Source organism: Bacteroides sp. 4_1_36, assembly GCF_003466325.1.
Classification (GTDB): Bacteria; Bacteroidota; Bacteroidia; order Bacteroidales; family Bacteroidaceae; genus Bacteroides; species Bacteroides uniformis.
This window is the reverse complement of record NZ_QSOX01000013.1, coordinates 121,311-138,096: the sequence shown is the minus strand read 5'-3', so window position 1 is coordinate 138,096 and position 16,786 is coordinate 121,311. Positions and strand designations below refer to the sequence as shown.

The 16,786-nt window shown below is 42.0% G+C and carries 16 protein-coding genes; 10 read left to right on the top strand and 6 right to left on the bottom strand.

Going from position 1 to position 16,786, the window contains the following annotated elements; translation table 11 throughout:
- Positions 1-52: 52 nt before the first annotated feature.
- Positions 53-613, bottom strand: coding sequence for a glycosyltransferase family 2 protein (locus DXD65_RS13545; RefSeq protein WP_233556140.1), 561 nt, complete (start codon positions 611-613; stop codon positions 53-55).
- A 308-nt stretch (positions 614-921) separates the two neighbouring features.
- On the opposite strand from DXD65_RS13545, the gene DXD65_RS13540 reads away from it, so the two are divergent.
- A complete protein-coding gene (locus DXD65_RS13540; RefSeq protein WP_008662059.1) occupies positions 922-1,920 on the top strand; it encodes a glycosyltransferase family 9 protein in 999 nt (332 codons plus the stop codon).
- Here the strand turns inward: DXD65_RS13540 and hldE are convergent.
- The 5 genes from hldE to DXD65_RS13515 all read right to left on the bottom strand — a co-directional run bounded on the left by hldE (position 1,901) and on the right by DXD65_RS13515 (position 7,074).
- The gene (hldE, locus tag DXD65_RS13535) at positions 1,901-3,331 is read right to left on the bottom strand and encodes a bifunctional D-glycero-beta-D-manno-heptose-7-phosphate kinase/D-glycero-beta-D-manno-heptose 1-phosphate adenylyltransferase HldE (RefSeq protein ID WP_008662058.1); all 1,431 of its coding nucleotides are present in this window, start codon (positions 3,329-3,331) and stop codon (positions 1,901-1,903) included. The genes DXD65_RS13540 and hldE overlap by 20 nt on opposite strands.
- Complete coding sequence (locus tag DXD65_RS13530; RefSeq protein ID WP_008662057.1) at positions 3,328-3,816, bottom strand: D-glycero-alpha-D-manno-heptose-1,7-bisphosphate 7-phosphatase; 489 nt, start codon at positions 3,814-3,816, stop codon at positions 3,328-3,330. The genes hldE and DXD65_RS13530 overlap by 4 nt, the downstream gene beginning before the upstream one ends.
- Positions 3,809-4,390, bottom strand: coding sequence for a D-sedoheptulose 7-phosphate isomerase (gmhA, locus tag DXD65_RS13525; RefSeq protein WP_008662056.1), 582 nt, complete (start codon positions 4,388-4,390; stop codon positions 3,809-3,811). Before gmhA ends, DXD65_RS13530 begins: the two co-directional genes overlap by 8 nt.
- A gap of 36 nt (positions 4,391-4,426) precedes the next feature.
- Positions 4,427-5,176, bottom strand: a complete 750-nt coding sequence (locus tag DXD65_RS13520; RefSeq protein ID WP_005825949.1) for a lipopolysaccharide kinase InaA family protein — start codon at positions 5,174-5,176, stop codon at positions 4,427-4,429.
- Positions 5,177-5,259: 83 nt separating this feature from the next.
- Entirely contained in the window at positions 5,260-7,074 is a 1,815-nt protein-coding gene (locus DXD65_RS13515; RefSeq protein ID WP_117887725.1) for an LTA synthase family protein, read from the bottom strand.
- A 261-nt stretch (positions 7,075-7,335) separates the two neighbouring features.
- Between DXD65_RS13515 and DXD65_RS13510 the strand changes: the two genes are divergently transcribed.
- Genes DXD65_RS13510 through DXD65_RS13470 form a run of 9 tightly spaced genes read left to right on the top strand, consistent with a single transcriptional unit; the run spans position 7,336 to position 16,688 of the window.
- A complete protein-coding gene (locus tag DXD65_RS13510; protein WP_117887724.1) occupies positions 7,336-8,400 on the top strand; it encodes a CDP-glycerol glycerophosphotransferase family protein in 1,065 nt (354 codons plus the stop codon).
- A 12-nt stretch (positions 8,401-8,412) separates the two neighbouring features.
- Entirely contained in the window at positions 8,413-9,423 is a 1,011-nt protein-coding gene (locus DXD65_RS13505; RefSeq protein ID WP_117887723.1) for a glycosyltransferase family 2 protein, read from the top strand.
- Positions 9,424-9,442: 19 nt separating this feature from the next.
- Positions 9,443-10,519 carry a glycoside hydrolase family 99-like domain-containing protein gene (locus tag DXD65_RS13500; protein WP_009037394.1) on the top strand — a complete coding sequence of 359 codons (1,077 nt, stop codon included), beginning with the start codon at positions 9,443-9,445 and terminating at the stop codon, positions 10,517-10,519.
- Positions 10,516-11,460, top strand: coding sequence for a glycosyltransferase family 2 protein (locus DXD65_RS13495; protein WP_050756848.1), 945 nt, complete (start codon positions 10,516-10,518; stop codon positions 11,458-11,460). The genes DXD65_RS13500 and DXD65_RS13495 overlap by 4 nt, the downstream gene beginning before the upstream one ends.
- Positions 11,460-12,743, top strand: a complete 1,284-nt coding sequence (locus DXD65_RS13490; protein WP_057281893.1) for a glycosyltransferase — start codon at positions 11,460-11,462, stop codon at positions 12,741-12,743. The genes DXD65_RS13495 and DXD65_RS13490 overlap by 1 nt, the downstream gene beginning before the upstream one ends.
- A 12-nt stretch (positions 12,744-12,755) precedes the next feature.
- The gene (locus tag DXD65_RS13485; protein WP_035447682.1) at positions 12,756-13,631 is read left to right on the top strand and encodes a glycosyltransferase; all 876 of its coding nucleotides are present in this window, start codon (positions 12,756-12,758) and stop codon (positions 13,629-13,631) included.
- A gap of 11 nt (positions 13,632-13,642) precedes the next feature.
- Complete coding sequence (locus tag DXD65_RS13480) at positions 13,643-14,782, top strand: glycosyltransferase (protein WP_117887727.1); 1,140 nt, start codon at positions 13,643-13,645, stop codon at positions 14,780-14,782.
- 15 nt (positions 14,783-14,797) lie between these two features.
- A complete protein-coding gene (locus DXD65_RS13475; protein ID WP_117713661.1) occupies positions 14,798-15,772 on the top strand; it encodes a glycosyltransferase family 2 protein in 975 nt (324 codons plus the stop codon).
- A gap of 4 nt (positions 15,773-15,776) precedes the next feature.
- A complete protein-coding gene (locus tag DXD65_RS13470) occupies positions 15,777-16,688 on the top strand; it encodes an alpha-1,2-fucosyltransferase (protein ID WP_022401848.1) in 912 nt (303 codons plus the stop codon).
- The last annotated feature ends 98 nt before the right edge of the window (positions 16,689-16,786 follow it).

The following is a 16,786-nucleotide window of genomic DNA, read 5'->3' as shown; positions in this document are numbered from 1 at the left end:
CTTTTTGTTGCTCAGGTACTTAAAAAAAATATTTTATAATAGTGTTGCGGAATTAAGGTATACTATAACCGCCTACTAAATCCCAAATGTCCCGGTGTACGATATTGGGAGGAATGGTAGCTCCCATCCAGTCGTTTATTTTGTAGTTCATGTATTCTTTCAGTAATTTATCTTCTTGAAAAGTTTCGATACTGTCTCCATAATTGGCTAAGATGGTTGATGCGCTTTGTGTATGTGGTTGTATTGATGTAGCTGAAAGAAAGAAATAATTGTCAGACAGTTTTTCTATTTCGTCATAGAGAACCTTGTCCCAAAAAGGGAGTACATACATATCATCATTCAAAAATAGAATATAATCAGTTTTGACTTTAGTGCGCATCATATTCATAGCAAAACATACTCCGATATTCTGCTCAGAATGTGTGTAATCAATACCTGCTTTTTTTATCCACTCTAAGGTTCCGTCACTTCCATCGTTTACGTGTACAATGATTTGGTGATTGTAGTAAGAGTTTCTTTGGATACTTTGTATGCATAGTTTTAGGAAAGCAAGGTTATTCCATGTAGGTATAACGATTGAAAATAATCTGTTTTGAGATTTTATAGCTGTCATCTTTTGCTAATTGAGAAAATAAGTACAAAGATACGGATATAAATGGAGTTTTTGATTATAATTACTTGAAAACATTTATATTTTATAATATGCAAAAACAATATTGGTGTGAAATATACTGTTTTATGAGTGATATATAATACCTCTAGATTTCTTGTAGACAATAGTTTGGACTTGGATTGAATTTTTATGTTTGTGTTTTGTGTAGGCTGATGTTCTATATTGTATGATTAGCCTATATCGCTATTTGCGAAACTTGAATTAAGTTATTACTTTTGTGCCGAATCAGCAATTCTAATAAATTTGTTATGACCAAATTCTTAATTATCCGTTTCAGTTCGATAGGGGATATTATCCAGTGTATGGGAATTATCGGTGGAATACGTGAACGGTTTGCAGATGTGGAAATTCATTGGATTACCCGGAAAGATATGGTGGGGACCTTGTCGATGGATGGCAGGATTGATAAAATCTGGGCGTTTGACAAGGAGACCGGACTTGCCGGGTTGTTGAAAATGGCGGCTGATTTGAGAAAAGAGCATTTCGACTACATTTATGACGCTCATAGTAATATCCGTTCCAACATATTGAAGCTGATAGTATCTCCATTGCCTTTTGTGAAACCTTACGTTGCTTTGCGGAGCAAAGAGAGAGGCAAACGCTTTTTGTTGTTTAAACTGGGAATCAATCATTTCGACAAGCCTTTCAGGGGGATGGTGTCTTTTCAGAAACCATTGAAGAAATGGGGAATTACGCATTTTCCGGACAACTATCACGACTGGCATTTCCCGGATGAAATACGTAGCAAGTATGAGAACTTTGTAACCAAAGATATGATTACGCTGGTGCCGTCTGCCAACTGGGAAATGAAACGCTGGCCCGTTTCCTATTGGAAAGAATTGGTTGCCCTTCTTCCTGAGTATAAATTTGTTATTCTGGCTGGTCCGAAGGATACTTTCTGTGAGGAAATCAGAAGTGCTGCACCGGAACGGGTAGTTAACCTTGCGGGACAAACCTCATTGATGGAATCTTCTTACATAGTGTTGCGTTCCAATCTGGTAATCAGCGCTGATACGGGTTTTATGCATGCCGCTGATTTGTTCCGTGTTCCTGCTTTTGCCTTGATGGGACCTACGGCCTTCGGTTTCCCTACGGGACCTACGGTGGAAATACTCGAAACAGCCCTGCCTTGCCGTCCGTGCACCAAAGACGGACGGGGTAAATGCAGGCTAGCTGTTTATCAGAAGTGTATGGTGGATATTACCCCCCAACAAGTCGCTGAAAAGATTATTGCTTCTCTTGGTTGATGGCGCCTATCGTCTTTGTAGTGGAATAACCGTCTACGAAGGGGATAGTTACTGTTTCTTGGGCGTACTCCCTGCCTACAATGTTTTCTATGGCATAGTCGCCACCTTTTACCAACACGTCCGGCGCTACTGTCCTGATGAGGTTCAGCGGGGTGTCTTCCGTAAAAATCACTACGTAGTCCACTGCTTCCAAGGCTGCCAGGACTGTGGAGCGGGCGCTTTCATCATTGATGGGGCGCGATTCCCCTTTCAAACGTTTTACTGAGCTGTCCGAATTCAATCCTACGATAAGTACGTCCCCCAGTCTTTTGGCCTTTTCCAGATAGCACACGTGTCCTTTGTGCAGAATGTCGAAGCAGCCGTTTGTGAATATGATTTTGCGCTCCTGCGCACGCAGTTGTTTTATAGTATCTGCAAGTTGGGGAATAGGAATAAGTTTGCTGGCCGGTTTCCCGATTTGTAGCTCGTCCTGCAACTCTTTGAACAGAATGGGGCTGGTGCCTATTTTCCCGACTACAATGCCGGCCGCTTTATTGGCAAGATAAATGGCATCTGCAATAGGGATACCGGCTGCCAGCGCAGCTGCTAAAGTTGCCACGACAGTATCGCCTGCACCTGAAACGTCATATACTTCCCTCGCTTCGGTAGGAATGTCCTGCGAGGCATCGGGAGCTATGTATGACATGCCTTTTTCGGAACGTGTCACTAATAGAGAAGTAAGGTTATACTCCTTCAGTATCCGGTCTGCTGCGCTATGGATTTCTTTATCCTCATTTCTCACATCCACTCCCGAAACAGCCGAAAGCTCTTTCAGGTTGGGGGTGATGATGGTTGCGGAACGGTATTTCTCCCAATTTGTCCCTTTGGGGTCTATAATGACCTTCTTCCCTTGCCCGGCAGAGGCGGATATAACCTGCTGGCATACTGTATCATTGCATACTCCCTTGCCATAATCCGAAATCACGACAATGTCCACTTCGGGGAGTGCACGCTTCACGGCATCCAGCAGTTTCTGCTCAGTCTCTTCGTTCAGGCATTCATTTTCTGTTTCAAAGTCCAGCCGTACTACTTGCTGGCTGTTGCCTATTACGCGGGTTTTGGTGATGGTTGGGTGTTCTGTATGAAACAGTTCGTTTCTGATACCCAAATCAGCGAACATCTCCTGCATTGTGTTTCCGTTGTGGTCGTTGCCAAGCAGGCTGACGACATACGGCGAGCAACCCAGTCCCAACAGATTTCTTGCAACATTGGCCGCTCCTCCCAATACATTGTAGGTACGGGTGACACGGACCACTGGTACGGGGGCTTCGGGAGAAATCCTTTTCACGTCCCCTATGTGGTAAGTATCCAGCATCACGTCTCCGATGACAAGCACCTTCTTTCCCTTTATACTGTTTAATTCTGCGTTCATAATAGGTTGTTTTTTAATTGGTTTGCCCAGTATATAAGCGGATGTTCCTCTGTGACCCGGAAAGACTTGACACCGCTTCGTTCGCCGCATTCCGTATCCGACTTCTTGTCTCCGAACATATAGGATTGGGACGGGTCGATGTCATACTTCTTCATCGCTTCCGTCACCATGAAAGGAGAAGGCTTACGGCATTCGCAATGTTCTTCCGGAGCGTGAGGGCAAGTATAGAAATCGTTCAGTATAACTCCATGTTTTTCCAGCTCTTGGGCGAGTGCCCGGTTGAACTGTTCGGCGTCCTCCAGTGTAAAGTAGCCACGTCCAATACCGGATTGGTTCGTGATGACAATCAGCAGATAACCCAATTCCTGAAAAATGCGGAGTGCTTCGGCTACACCGGGCAATAATTCAAGCTCTTGGGTCTTGTAAACGTAGCCGAAATCAACATTGATGGTACCGTCCCGATCAAGGAAAATCGCTTTATTCATGGGAGAACAGTTTATTGTCAACGATGCCGCACAAGATATGTCCGATGGTAATGTGCACTTCTTGAATCCTGGCAGATTCGGCGTGCTGTATAATCAACGGGTAATTGCAAAGTTCCTTGCACCTTCCTCCATCCCTTCCCAGGAGCCCTATGGTGGTGATGCCCATAGATTGTGCCTTCTGCAAGGCATGCTCTACGTTGGGAGAGTTGCCGCTGGTAGAAAGGCCTATCAGAATATCACCTTTCGTTCCCAAGGCTGCTGTCTGCCGTTCGAAGACGCGGTCGAAGCCATAATCATTGCTGACTGCGGTCAGGATGGAAGTGTCGGTTGTCATGGCGATGGCGGGCAGGCCTTCCCGTTCGGTCACGAAACGTCCGACGAGTTCGGCGGCGATATGCTGGGCATCGGCTGCACTGCCGCCGTTACCGCAAAGCAAGACTTTGTGCCCTTGTCGAAGGGCTTGTACTATCAGATTGCCGACAGTTTCGATGTCGGCAAGCATTTGCCGGTTGTTCAGGATATTTTCTTTGAGCCTGATACCTTCTTGGATGGACTGGGTGATATAATCTTGCATAATTTTCTAATCTCGTTGGTACAAAGATACGACATTTCAGAAATGAAGCTTGCTTTTGACGAAATTTTTAAATTGTCTTTGCTTTCTCCATTTCAGTCTGCTGAAGAGAGTGAAGAATATGCATTCTTCAATATCGAATCCTCTTTGCTCGGCATATAGAGGTATTATTTTCATGAAGTCATCGGCGGGAATACCCAGTTGGCTGAAGGCATTCATGGACATTCTGATACCGGGTACTTTACCGAGCTTCAGGCGGTTGATGTCAATGAGGGCGAAGTGATATTTGCCGTTTGTCTTCCGGTAAAATATATTCTTGGGATTATAGTCCAGTGGCAAGACCTTGTTCAGATGTAATTGGAGAGTGAAGTCTACGAGGTCATGTCTTAGCCGTTTTTTCTCTTCTTCCTCCATTTCCGTACCGAACATATCCGTAACAAGCGGGTAGGGGAGGTATTCGGAAATAAAGTATCCGGTGTGGAAGAAACCATTCTTTTTGATTTCTATATAAGCTACCGGAGGGGCGGTCTCTATTCCCCGTTGCAGAAAAAGTTCTGCATATTCAAAGGCGCGCTGCGCTTTGCTTTTGCGGAACCAAGTGTAAATGAGGCAGTTTATGAGGGCAGGTCTTTTGTATTTCTTGATTACGAAGTCCTTGTCTCCGAACCGCACTCTTTCGACTGTGTTCCTTCGGTTACAATAAACCTCTTCCCGTTCATATTCTTCCGATGGGATGGCTCGGATATAACTCTCGTAGGCGGCATAGTGCGGATGAATATGTACCTTCATTGCTTTTATTTACATTTTACTTCTTTTGAACGGTGCAAAGATAGTGCAAACCGAAAGCAGAACAAAATGAACTTGTTCATTTTTTATTTTGAGGTGCCGCCTATCTTCGCTTTTGAGCAAAGATAATCAAAATGTATCATCTGGTCGGAAATATCGTATGCTTTTTTAGCGAACTCGGCTTCTGCCGGGGTGGGCTCTTCACCTACCACCTCCATTTGGGGGCTGATGGCGAATCCTTTCTTGCATGGGTCGAGGATGCTTTGGCCCAATCCGCTCCAGTAGTAATCATCCAGTTGGAGCAGGTTCAGCAGGGTGGGGTACATATCGATTTGTCCCATCACTTTATCATAACGCATGCCTACCGGAGAGTTTACTATGATGAAAGGGGTGAATGTCTTGTCGGATACGATACCCTTGCCACCGGGGGCGTTACACAATTCTTCACGGTAGGTAGCCAGTCCTTCGTGGTCACCGGTGATGACGATAAGGGTCTCGTCGTATTGTGGGAGTGTTTTCAAGTACTCCACGAATTTTCCTATCGCCTTGTCCGTATAGCGTGCAGTGGTCATATAGTCATTCATTTTCTGTGGAATGGCCGGAGAGAAATGAATCTCTTTCAATTCTTCAGGCAATTTGAAGGGAGCATGGCCGGAGTAGGTCACCAGCTGCATGTAAACATTCTCCCCCTTCTTCCAGATTTCCCCCTTCTCTATTTTTTGGCTGCATTGCGCCAGGAAGGAGCCGTCTCCGGTACGTTTGTGCGTGCCAAAGGCCTCTGTCAGTTCAAAGTCATGATAAGCAATGATGGTGTCGGTCCCGAAACTGTAGGCTATGACGCCTTGGTTCCAGGTCGATACTTTATCAATGGTCAGGAGGTAGTTGCGCGAGTTCTTCTGCTGATGCATGGCTTTTTGCAGGGTTCCGTAGGTGTGGTCAGGATATTGGCTGCTGTATGTGCCGCTGTTGATAGGCAGCATACCGGCGCAAAGCAACAGCTGTGCATCAATGGAACGTCCTCCTTTCACTTGCGTCAGTACGTGGGGAGCGTATAAGGTGGTGGAGTCTTGCAGCAGTTTGTTGAGATATGGAGTAATCTCTTGCCTTTCCACTTCCCTTTCGAGTACCCAGCTTTCCAAAGATTCTGCCAGGATGACGATGCAGTTGTTGCGGATTCCGATACGTCCGGCCAAAGGGTGATGTCCGGGTTTCTGGCTCAGCCACTCCTTTATCTCTTGCTGTATCTGTGGGGTGGCCTCCTGCTTCTGGTTGATGAGGTCATAGCATAGGCTTCCGAAGACGGTATACATGGAAGTGGTGCTTGCACACAGATAGGCTTTCTGGCGGACGGTGTTGTATGCTTCCTTGAATCCTCCTTTGGCCAGGGTGGTGATGGTAAACAGCAGAATACCGATTCCCAAAGCTCCTCCGTAATACTTGTATGATGTTCTTCCGGCGGTATTTCTTTTGTAATGCCAATAAAGGGGGATACTGGCAATGGTAGATAGAGGGAAGAAGATGTCGTACCAGCGGAAGGAGTCGTAAACGCTTCCGGTGAAATCGGCGAGGTTTCCAGAAAGTCCATAGCTGTTAAGTGGGATGGCAGTATAGTAGGTGCGGAAATACATCAGGTTGACAATCAGTAGTATATCCAGCAAAAGCATGATGACTATCTCTGTTTTCCAGAGCCGGAAGAACTTATAGGGGACGAGAAGTACGAGGGTGGCTATTATTTTGGTCGCATAAAATTCGATGGTAGAGAATGAAGCGAATGTGGTGGGTATGCTCCAGATGAAATCGAATAGCAGGAATTTGAAAAAAATGGTGATTCCGAACAAAAGAGTCACTTTATCTGTTGCCCCTTGTTGGCTGTTGGAGCAATGAAAAAGATTTCTTCTCATAAAATAGTATTTTTAAAATATTGGGGTGCAAAGATAGATATTTTAGAGAAGAAAAAGCTTCATAAACAGCAACTTTTGGAGAAAAGTTGATAAAAGTCATTTTTTTTTCTGGATTGATGCAGTATATGCAGAATTCTTGTATTTACTTTGCAGACGTTTAAAGCAAAGAAAGCAAAACTGTTACAAACTAAGGGCTGGATTTTATTGTTCTATTGGTAATTTGAGGTGACGATTGTGTCGTTGCCGTGATATTTTGAGTGTATGAAGAAGCATTATTTATTTTTCGTTTCGGTAGCCTATTCCTATCCTATACTTCGCCCGCTTCAGGACGAAATCAGGCGTAGAGGGGATGAGGTCGCATGGTTTGTTGAACCAGACTGCCCGGTTCTGTTGGATCAAGATGAGAGGTGGCTTCAATCTGTTCAGGAAGTGATGGATTATCAGCCTATTGCCGTGTTTGCGCCGGGCAACTATATTTATGATTTCTTCCCGGGAGTGAAAGTTTCCCTTTTTCATGGCTACCCCATCAATAAGCGTGGCGATGAAAAGGATGACCATTTTTCTGTTCGCGGATGGTTCGATGTCTATTGCACACAAGGAGAAACGAGCACTCTTCCTTTCAAGGAGCTTGAGAGGAAATACGGCTTCTTTAAGGTATACGAAACTGGCTGGTGCAAGGCGGATACTTTCGTGAAGGAACGTGCACATACTCCTCATAATGCACGTCCGGTAGTTTTGTACTCTTCTACGTTTACAAAAAATATAACTTCTGCTCCTCATCTGTTTGATACCATCAAGAGACTGGTGCGCGAGAAGAACTGGGATTGGGTTATTTCGTTCCATCCGAAATTTTCGGATATGGAAGTCCTCAAGAAATACAAGGAACTGGCCGCTTCCTGTCCCAATATTACTTTCCACGAGGGTGGACTTGTTGATGCCAAGCTGCTAAACAGTGCAGATGTGTTGTTGTCCGATGCTTCGTCTGTGATTGTTGAGGCGATGATGTTGGACAAACCGGTGGTGACTTATTGCAACACCATGCCAGGGGATCATTTGCTGAATGTCACTGAGACGGATGCTGTAGAAGGAGCTATTGAAAAGGCCATTTCCCGTCCGGCAGAACTGATGGAGCGGATGCGTGCTTATGTGCACAAGCATGAAGCCCATCTGGACGGTGAGTCCTCTTCACGGGTACTGGATGCCGTAAACAACTACATCTGGTATTTTCAGGGTAAGACCAGAACCAAGCCCTGGAATCTGGTGCGTAAGTTTAAATTGCGATGGCGGGTGGGCTATCCGTTGATGGCCACTTTGCGGTTGTGGTAATTGTCATAGCTTATGGAGAACACTGAGACACTACCTCTGATAAGTATTATTGTACCGGTCTATAATGTAAAGAATTACTTGGAGAAATGCCTGCAATCTATTTGCGGGCAGACTTATAAGAATCTGGAAATAATATTGATTGACGACGGCTCTTCCGATGGTTCGGGAGAGCTTTGTGATTTATTTGCCCAAAGGGATGGACGGATAAAGGTTATCCACCAGACGAATGCAGGTCAGAGTGCAGCCAGGAATAGAGGTTTGGCGGTAGCTCAAGGTGAATTCCTTGGTTTCGTGGATAGCGATGACTGGATTGAGCCGGATATGTACGAATTCTTGTATCACTTACTGAAAGCGAATGGGGCGGATATATCCATTTGCTCGCATTATATAGAAACTGCCGTAAAGACCAGAGTGAAGCACTCTTCTGGGCAATTCTCCAGCTTTTCTCGTGAAGAAGCTATCCGAACATTGGTAGAAGATAAGCGTATAAGAAATTATATGTGGGATAAGTTGTATAAGCGTCAATTATTTGCTGGAATATATTTTCCGGTAAATAGAGTTTTTGAAGATATTGCAGTTTCTTATCAGATATTTTATAAAACGCAGAAAGTCGTTATGCAAGACTGTCCTAAATATCATTATTTGAAACGTGAAGGAAGTACTACTCAAGGTAAATTGTACAATTACGAAAAGGAATATCTGCTCTTTCAAACTGTCTATGAACAAGTGAAATTTGTGCGAGAAAAAGAAATATGGGATAAAGCTCCTTATTGTGTACATGAACGGGGAATTCATTTGATTGACCATTTGATGATGCTTCCTCAATCTTCTTTGATAGATGATGTTATCAATGATGTATTAGCCAGAATGCAGGAGTTTGATAATGTGTCGTGGCCGCAATTGGATGTTATGCATATATTTAAGCGCCGTATGATGTATTGTCATCTAAAGGTTTATAGATGTATTTACCGTTTAGTGAGGACATTCTTCAAATCTAAACGGTATAAATTCCAAACATTATAACTTTAATTAAATCTCAATAATGAATAAAGCAAGGGTTATAGCTTTTTATCTACCTCAATTTCATCCAATACCAGAAAACGACAGATGGTGGATGAAAGGTTTTACGGAATGGACTAATGTAGGAAAGGCACGTCCATTGTTTCCAGGACATTATCAGCCTAAGGTACCGGCAGATTTGGGATATTATGATTTGCGAGTGCCGGAAACACGTAAGGCGCAAGCTGACATGGCAAAAGAATATGGTATCGAAGGCTTTTGTTACTGGCATTATTGGTTTGGAAATGGAAAGAGACTCTTAGAGCGCCCGTTTAATGAAGTATTGTCTTCTGATGAACCGGATTTTCCTTTTTGTCTGGCTTGGGCTAATGAGTCATGGAGGGGCTTTTATCACGGCATAAAGAGCAAAGATACTTTGATAAATCAGCTTTATCCGGGAGAACAAGATTATATAGCTCATTTCCACGAGGTATTACCTGCTTTTAAAGACCATCGTTATATTACAGTGGATGGGAAACCGTTGTTTATGGTTTATCATCCTTTGGATCATCCGGAGATGAAAGAGTTCATTGAACTCTGGCGTACTTTAGCTGTGCAGAATGGCTTGAAGGGGGTTTATTTCATAGGACAAACCTATCATTTGAAAGAAGAAAAAGAGAGACTTATGAAAATGGGGTTTGATGCTATTAATGTTGTACGCTTGTTTGACTTTGAGAAGAAAGCTGCTCTGACTTATAAATATGCGAAATGGAAACATAAAATATTTCGTATTCCTAAGGTTGTGGAGTATAAGAAGGCCAGTTCTTTCTTTGTGGGTGATGAAGAATATGAAGAGAATATTATACCTACCATTATTCCTAACTGGGATCATTCTCCACGTTCCCGTGGTAAATCGTTGGTCTTGAATCACGCTGAACCTTCTTATTTTGCCCGACATTTGAAAGAAGCGATAAAGCGCATTGAGAATAAGCCTTTAGACCATCGGCTTGCATTTGTAAAATCATGGAATGAGTGGGCTGAAGGGAACTATCTGGAACCGGATTTACATTATGGAAAACGTTATCTGGAAGTGATAAAAAAGAATGTTGTAGAGGGATGATTTCTATGGAAGAAAAGATAGCAATTGTTATACCGGCATATAAGTGCCGCTTCCTCCGGCAGACATTGGATTCTATTGTCGTACAGACTTGTCGAAGTTTTACTGTTTACATAGGTGATGATGCAAGTCCTCAGAATCTGAAGGAAATTGTTTCTGATTATGCGGATAAAATGAATATTGTCTATCGACGTTTTGATACTAATCTGGGTGGAGTGGATTTGCCGGGGCATTGGGACCGTTGTATAGCACTTGCAAAAGAACCGGTTATTTGGTTCTTTTCAGATGATGATTTGATGCCGCAGGACGGGGTAGAGCGTATTATAAAAGCATTAGAATGCTATGGTACGAGGCATGGGATGTTCCGTTTTCCCCTTGCTGTGATAGATGAAAATGGCAAGATAATACATAAAAATCCTTCATTGCAGGAATATCCGGTTTCGGGCTATCAGTTTTTGTTGGATAAATTGGAAGGAAGAATTTATTCGGCTGCTTGTGAATATGTTTTTACTCGTGATATATATGAACGGATAGGCGGTTTTGTGAAGTTTCCATTGGCGTGGTGTTCAGACGATGCAACGTGGACAAGCATAGGTGAAAATGCAGGTGGAATGATTCCTTTGCCTGGTAAGCCGGTTTGTTGGCGAAATGTGATGGGCGAGAATATAAGTTGTTCCTTCAATTATGATGAAGAGAAGATAGCAGCTACAAGGCAATTTATAAAATGGGTTTCAGTTTTTTACTCGGACAGACTTCAAGATAGAAAACTACAGCATGCGATAAAGAAATATGCCCATACGATATTGCATTATAGTTTGCAAGATCGTTATAAATTACATGATCTTATGGGTATTTGTCGTAGTTTATGGTATATTTGCCCTTCTGTATCATTAAGTGTGGCATTCCGCATGTGTAAGTTGAAACTTAGAAATCGAAAGAGATAATGAAGAAAATTCTTTTTATACTTCCTTGTGTGCCTTATCCGTTGACTGCTGGAGGTAATCAGGCCTTTTTCAATATGGTGGAATATATCCGGCACAAAATGTCTGTGTCTTTGTTGCTTTCTCCGGAAAATAAGGAGATGAATGATGTCGAAAGTTTAAGGGCTTTATGGACAAATGTTGATTTCTATCTTTTTAGGGAAGAAGATGCAGAACCTAAGACTCGTTGCCCCCGATATTACCGTTGGTTAAAAAAGATGTCTGAATCCATTTCCCGCAAGATGCAACGGCAACTGTATTCTTTTCAGCAAGAGCGTCCGTATAAGAATATGACGTTGAAGAATTCTTGTTTTAAACCTTTTCCCAAGGCATACGTAGAGTATGTGTCTGACATCTCACGTCGTGGATTTGATATTATTCAGGTTGAGTTCTATCCATTGATAACATTGGGGTATCTATTGCCTAAAGATGTACAAACAGTGTTTGTGCATCATGAACTGAGGTATATACGTAATGAAAATGAAATGGAATGCCTTACTCATGTAACAGATGAAGACAAGATGCTCTATGGCATTGCTAAGGATATGGAGAAAGCCGCTTTACGTCAATATAAGCATGTAATTGCATTGACGGATATTGACCGTTTATTGTTGGCAGACTTGGTTGGACAAGAATGCAATATTCATGTTTCTCCGGCAGTGGTACAGATAGAGTCTGCTTATGACAGAATTGTGAAGCCAGCCTCTGTTCGTCTGACATTTGTTGGAAGTGAAAATCATTACCCGAACCAGGATGCAGTAGATTGGTTTTGTCATGAAGTAGCCCCTTGTTTGCGTGTTCAGGGTTTTAAATTTGTTTTTCAAGTGATTGGGACATGGAAGAGCCGTTACGTGAAAAGTCTTCAGGCAGTATGTCCGGAAATGGAGTTAGTGGGTTATGTGGAGGATTTGCGGGAATACTTGAATGGGAGCATCGTTCTGGTGCCAATTCGTATTGGTAGTGGTATGAGGATGAAAATATTGGATGCGGTTTCCTCTATGGCTTCTTTTGTAACTACGACAAAAGGAGTTGAGGGAATTGACCTACGTCACAATGAAGAGTGTTTGATTGCTGATAGCGCAACTGATTTTGCAGCAGCAGTCATTCGTTTGGAAGCGGATAAAAAATTGCAAGTCAGGCTGGCGACGCAAGCATTGAAGCGTTTGCGTGAACTTTATAATCCTCAGGAAATGTTGGAGAGAAGACTGGCTGTTTATGATGAGATATTGCAAAATAATACAAACTAATAGCATCAGATTATGCTTTCAATCATAATTTGTTCGGTATCTCCCGAACGTTTGGAGCAAGTAACCCGGAATATTCATGATACTATTGGTGTTGATTATGAAATCATTGCTATTGATAATCGTGAAAAACAATGGCCGATAGCGCGTGCGTATAATGAGGGAGCTTCTCGGGCACATTATCCCTTTCTGTTTTTTGTCCATGAGGATGTAAAGTTTCATTCGGTAGGCTGGGGAAAGTGCATTGAGAAGAAACTTAAGGAACCGGATTGTGGGGTGATAGGTTTTGCCGGTAGTAAGGTGAAATTGAAATGCTATTCGGGATGGGGAGATGTGTATAAGTGGGATGTTATATTCTATTATCAGAGCGTTGGAACTGAAACCCAATTTCGTGTAGCATCGGTTACTATGGAGCATCCTTTTAAGGAAGTGCTGGTATTGGATGGCTTTGCCATGTTTGTGCGTAAGGATGTATGGGCTAAATATCCTTTTGATGAGGAATTGTTGACGGGTTTCCATTGTTATGACTTGGATTTTACATTGCAAATAGCTGCGGATCGTTGTTATAAAAATTATGTATGTTGTTCTTCTGAGGTTTTGATAGAGCATTCTTCACAAGGGAATTTTAATCAAAGTTGGTATCAAGATACGATTAAAATGCACAAATTGAAGTGGAATAAGATGCTTCCAATGAAAATAGAGGGATTTGAATTGGGAGAAAAAGAAATGAGGAAGCAGGAAGAATATACCTTCAGTGTCTTTTTGCGTAAGTTATTGAAAGTGGGATATCCTGAGGCGAAGGTGGTGCTGAAGGACTTTTTAGCTTACCCTTATTCATGGAAACATTTACAGCACTGTATTAAATATGTGTACAAATATCTTGTAAGCTAATTGTGGTTGCTATGAAATTGGTTTTTTTATCACATGTTAGTGATTGTGCCGGAGGAGCACAAAGATGTTTATTAGATTTATTGCGGGGGCTTAAGCGTATTCACCCTGATTGGCAACTCTATATGGTTCTTCCTGGTCCGGGAGATTTGCTTGATGCCTGCTCCCCTTATCTTGATGGCTATAGGTTCCTACAAATGGAATGGTGGCTTGTAGGTAAGGACATGGATATCGGCACGAGAGAGAAGCTTTCTTATATTCGTAAACTATTGAAGTATTCCATTAAATTAACCCGTTACTTGAGAAGGATAAAGCCGGACTATGGAATGACAAATACTGTGGTTTTTCCTCATTTGGCAATATCATGTAAGATGTTAGGGATAAAGCACTGTTGGTTTATCCATGAGATACCTGATGTGACTTGGCTGAATCTTAATCCTATTTTTGAATTTCGTTTTATCTTTAGAGCGATTGATAAATTATCAAATAAGATATTGGTAACTTCCAGATATGCAGAGTTTCATTATCAAAAGGTGATGACAAGCGCAAAAATAAGCAGCATCACCCAAGCTGTAGAATTGCCGATAACGGTTGGAGTGGATGTGAAATGTGATAGACATACGCGGTATACTATCTTGTTGGTCGGCGCTTTTGACTCTAATAAGGGACAGATGGAACTTTTGCAGGCGGTAAAGAGAATAGTGGCTGAAGGGAAGGATATTCTTTGTTATCTGGTTGGCCCGGATGTTGGCTTTATGCTCAAATGCCAAAAATATATTCAAGATAATGGTCTGGATAACAATGTAAAAATTGTCTCTTACACGCAACAGGTGGTTTCTTATTATGCTTTGGCTGACGTTGTGTTGGTTTGTTCCACTTTTGAAACTTTTGGTAGGGTTGCTGTAGAAGCTCAGAAATGCGGGTTGCCATTAATCCTTTCTGATGTGGGGGCAAATCCGGAACGCATTGAGGATGGAGTGAATGGGCTCCTTTACCAGAAAGGAAATATTGCGGAATTAGCAGAAAAGATAGAAATGTTGCGGGATGAAAACGTTAGAAAAATGCTCTCCAAAAACATCGATTCCATTGCAATAGAGGAAAAGTATGGTATTGATAACTTTGCATCAAGTTTCTGTACTTTGTTGGGCTTGTAGAATGTAATTGTAAATATGATGAACGATACCCTTTCTCCCTTAGTCTCTATTATAATTTGTGTCTATAATGGTGAGAAATATTTAGAGAGATGCCTTCAAAGTGCTATGTCCCAATCCTACAAGAATATAGAAATCATCGTGGTCAATGATGGAAGTATGGATAATACTCCAGTCATTATAGAAAATTATGTAAAGTTGGATTGTCGTATTATTGTTATAAACAAACAGAATGGAGGAACATCCGAAGCGAGAAGAATAGGTGTGAATCGGGCACGGGGGAAATATATACAGTATTTGGATTGTGATGATGTTTTGATGAGCAATGCGATAGGATGTTTGGTGAACCGTGCTGAGGAGACTCAAGCCGATGTTGTTGTTGCTCCTTTCTTTTTTTGTGAAGATGGAGGAAGAAAGGAATCGGACAGCATGGAGTTTGAACAAATGTCCGGGATTGAATATTTAAAATGTATCCTCTGTTCAAGGGCATATTGGGCTATGTGGACCAAGTTTCATTTACGTTCTTTATATGATGAGGGGATTGAAAGGCTCGGCATCTCGTTTGGAGAAGATGTTGCTTTGTCTACGCAGATTTTAGTTCGTTCGGGAAAAGTTGTTTCTATAAATACTCCGATTCTTGATTATTATGTTTATTCCTCTTCGGTATCTCACGATTTGGGAGAGAGAGCATATCTTGATTTCAATGTTTATGTGCGCTGGTTTGATGACTATATAGAACGGAACGGATTGCATGAGGAATTTGCAAGAGAATTAGCTTTGTTCCATATAAAGAATACTCAAGCGCGGCTCCATTGGAAAAAGGTAAAGGATGTTAATAAAGAAATGAATCGGTTGATGATAGGGCTTGGGGATTATCCGGAATTTTGGAAATTACTGTCACGCCGTGAGAAGAAGATAGTTACTACTTATAGGTTATCATCGTTGTTGGGATATTGGAGACTGTATTATTATAATTGGAAAAATAAATTATAGAGAAATGAAAATCATAGAAAGGTGGAAGAAAAGCCTGTATAGAAAGGCTGTAAAACATAGACTGATAGCCCCTCAAGTGATAGTACTTATGGATGGCGGAGTTTGTTCTCAGATGCACCAATATCTGCTGGGTAGAATTTTTGAAAATGGAGGACATAAAGTGCTCTATGATTTGTCTTTCTATGAAGAGTGGGGAACAGATATGAATTACCAGTTTGTACGTAACTTCGATTTGTTGAAGGCTTTTCCTTACTTAAAAGTGAAGTCCGCTTCTAAACTGGCTTTGTCTGTCTATAAGAAGAAATATTTTAATTTGGGTAATAATACTTATGGCAGGCAGGATGACTTCTCTTTTCTACAAAAGAAGCCTCCGGTCTATTTAGGTGGTTATTATCATGTTCCGGCTGATATTTGGCTTCCGGTATTCCGGTCGCTTTTTAGAGTAATGCCCGAGGTGCTGGATGCACAGAATAAATTGCTGTATTCAGAGATTGATTCACGTCCTTGTTCCGTAGCTGTTCACGTAAGGCGTGGGGACTTGAAAGTAGAAATTCCGGCTTACGGCAAACCTGCTTCATTGGAGTATTTCAAGTCGGCAGTGACTTATATGCAGGATAGGGATATGTCTTCTTTCTTCTATTTCTTTTCAGATGAGCCGGATTGGGTGAGGGATGAACTTATTCCGCAACTTTATCTTACGGAAGGTAATTGTAAGATTGTTGATATAAACGGTTCTGATAAGGGGTATATGGACTTGTTTCTGATAGCTCGTTGCAAGCATCAGATTACCAGTAAAGGGACTTTAGGTAAATATGGTGCTCTTTTAGGAGATAATTCAGAGAAAATGGTGGTGCTTTGTAATGATGAAGTGGAATATCCATGGAAAGAATTACTTCAAAATGCCATATTTTTATAGATTCGGCTCAGTGGTTGTCTCTGTTTTCGTAAGTAGTGATTTTATTTCTATGTTGAACAGTTTGTTTCTTGTATATCGGCAATAAAAAGTGTGGAGAG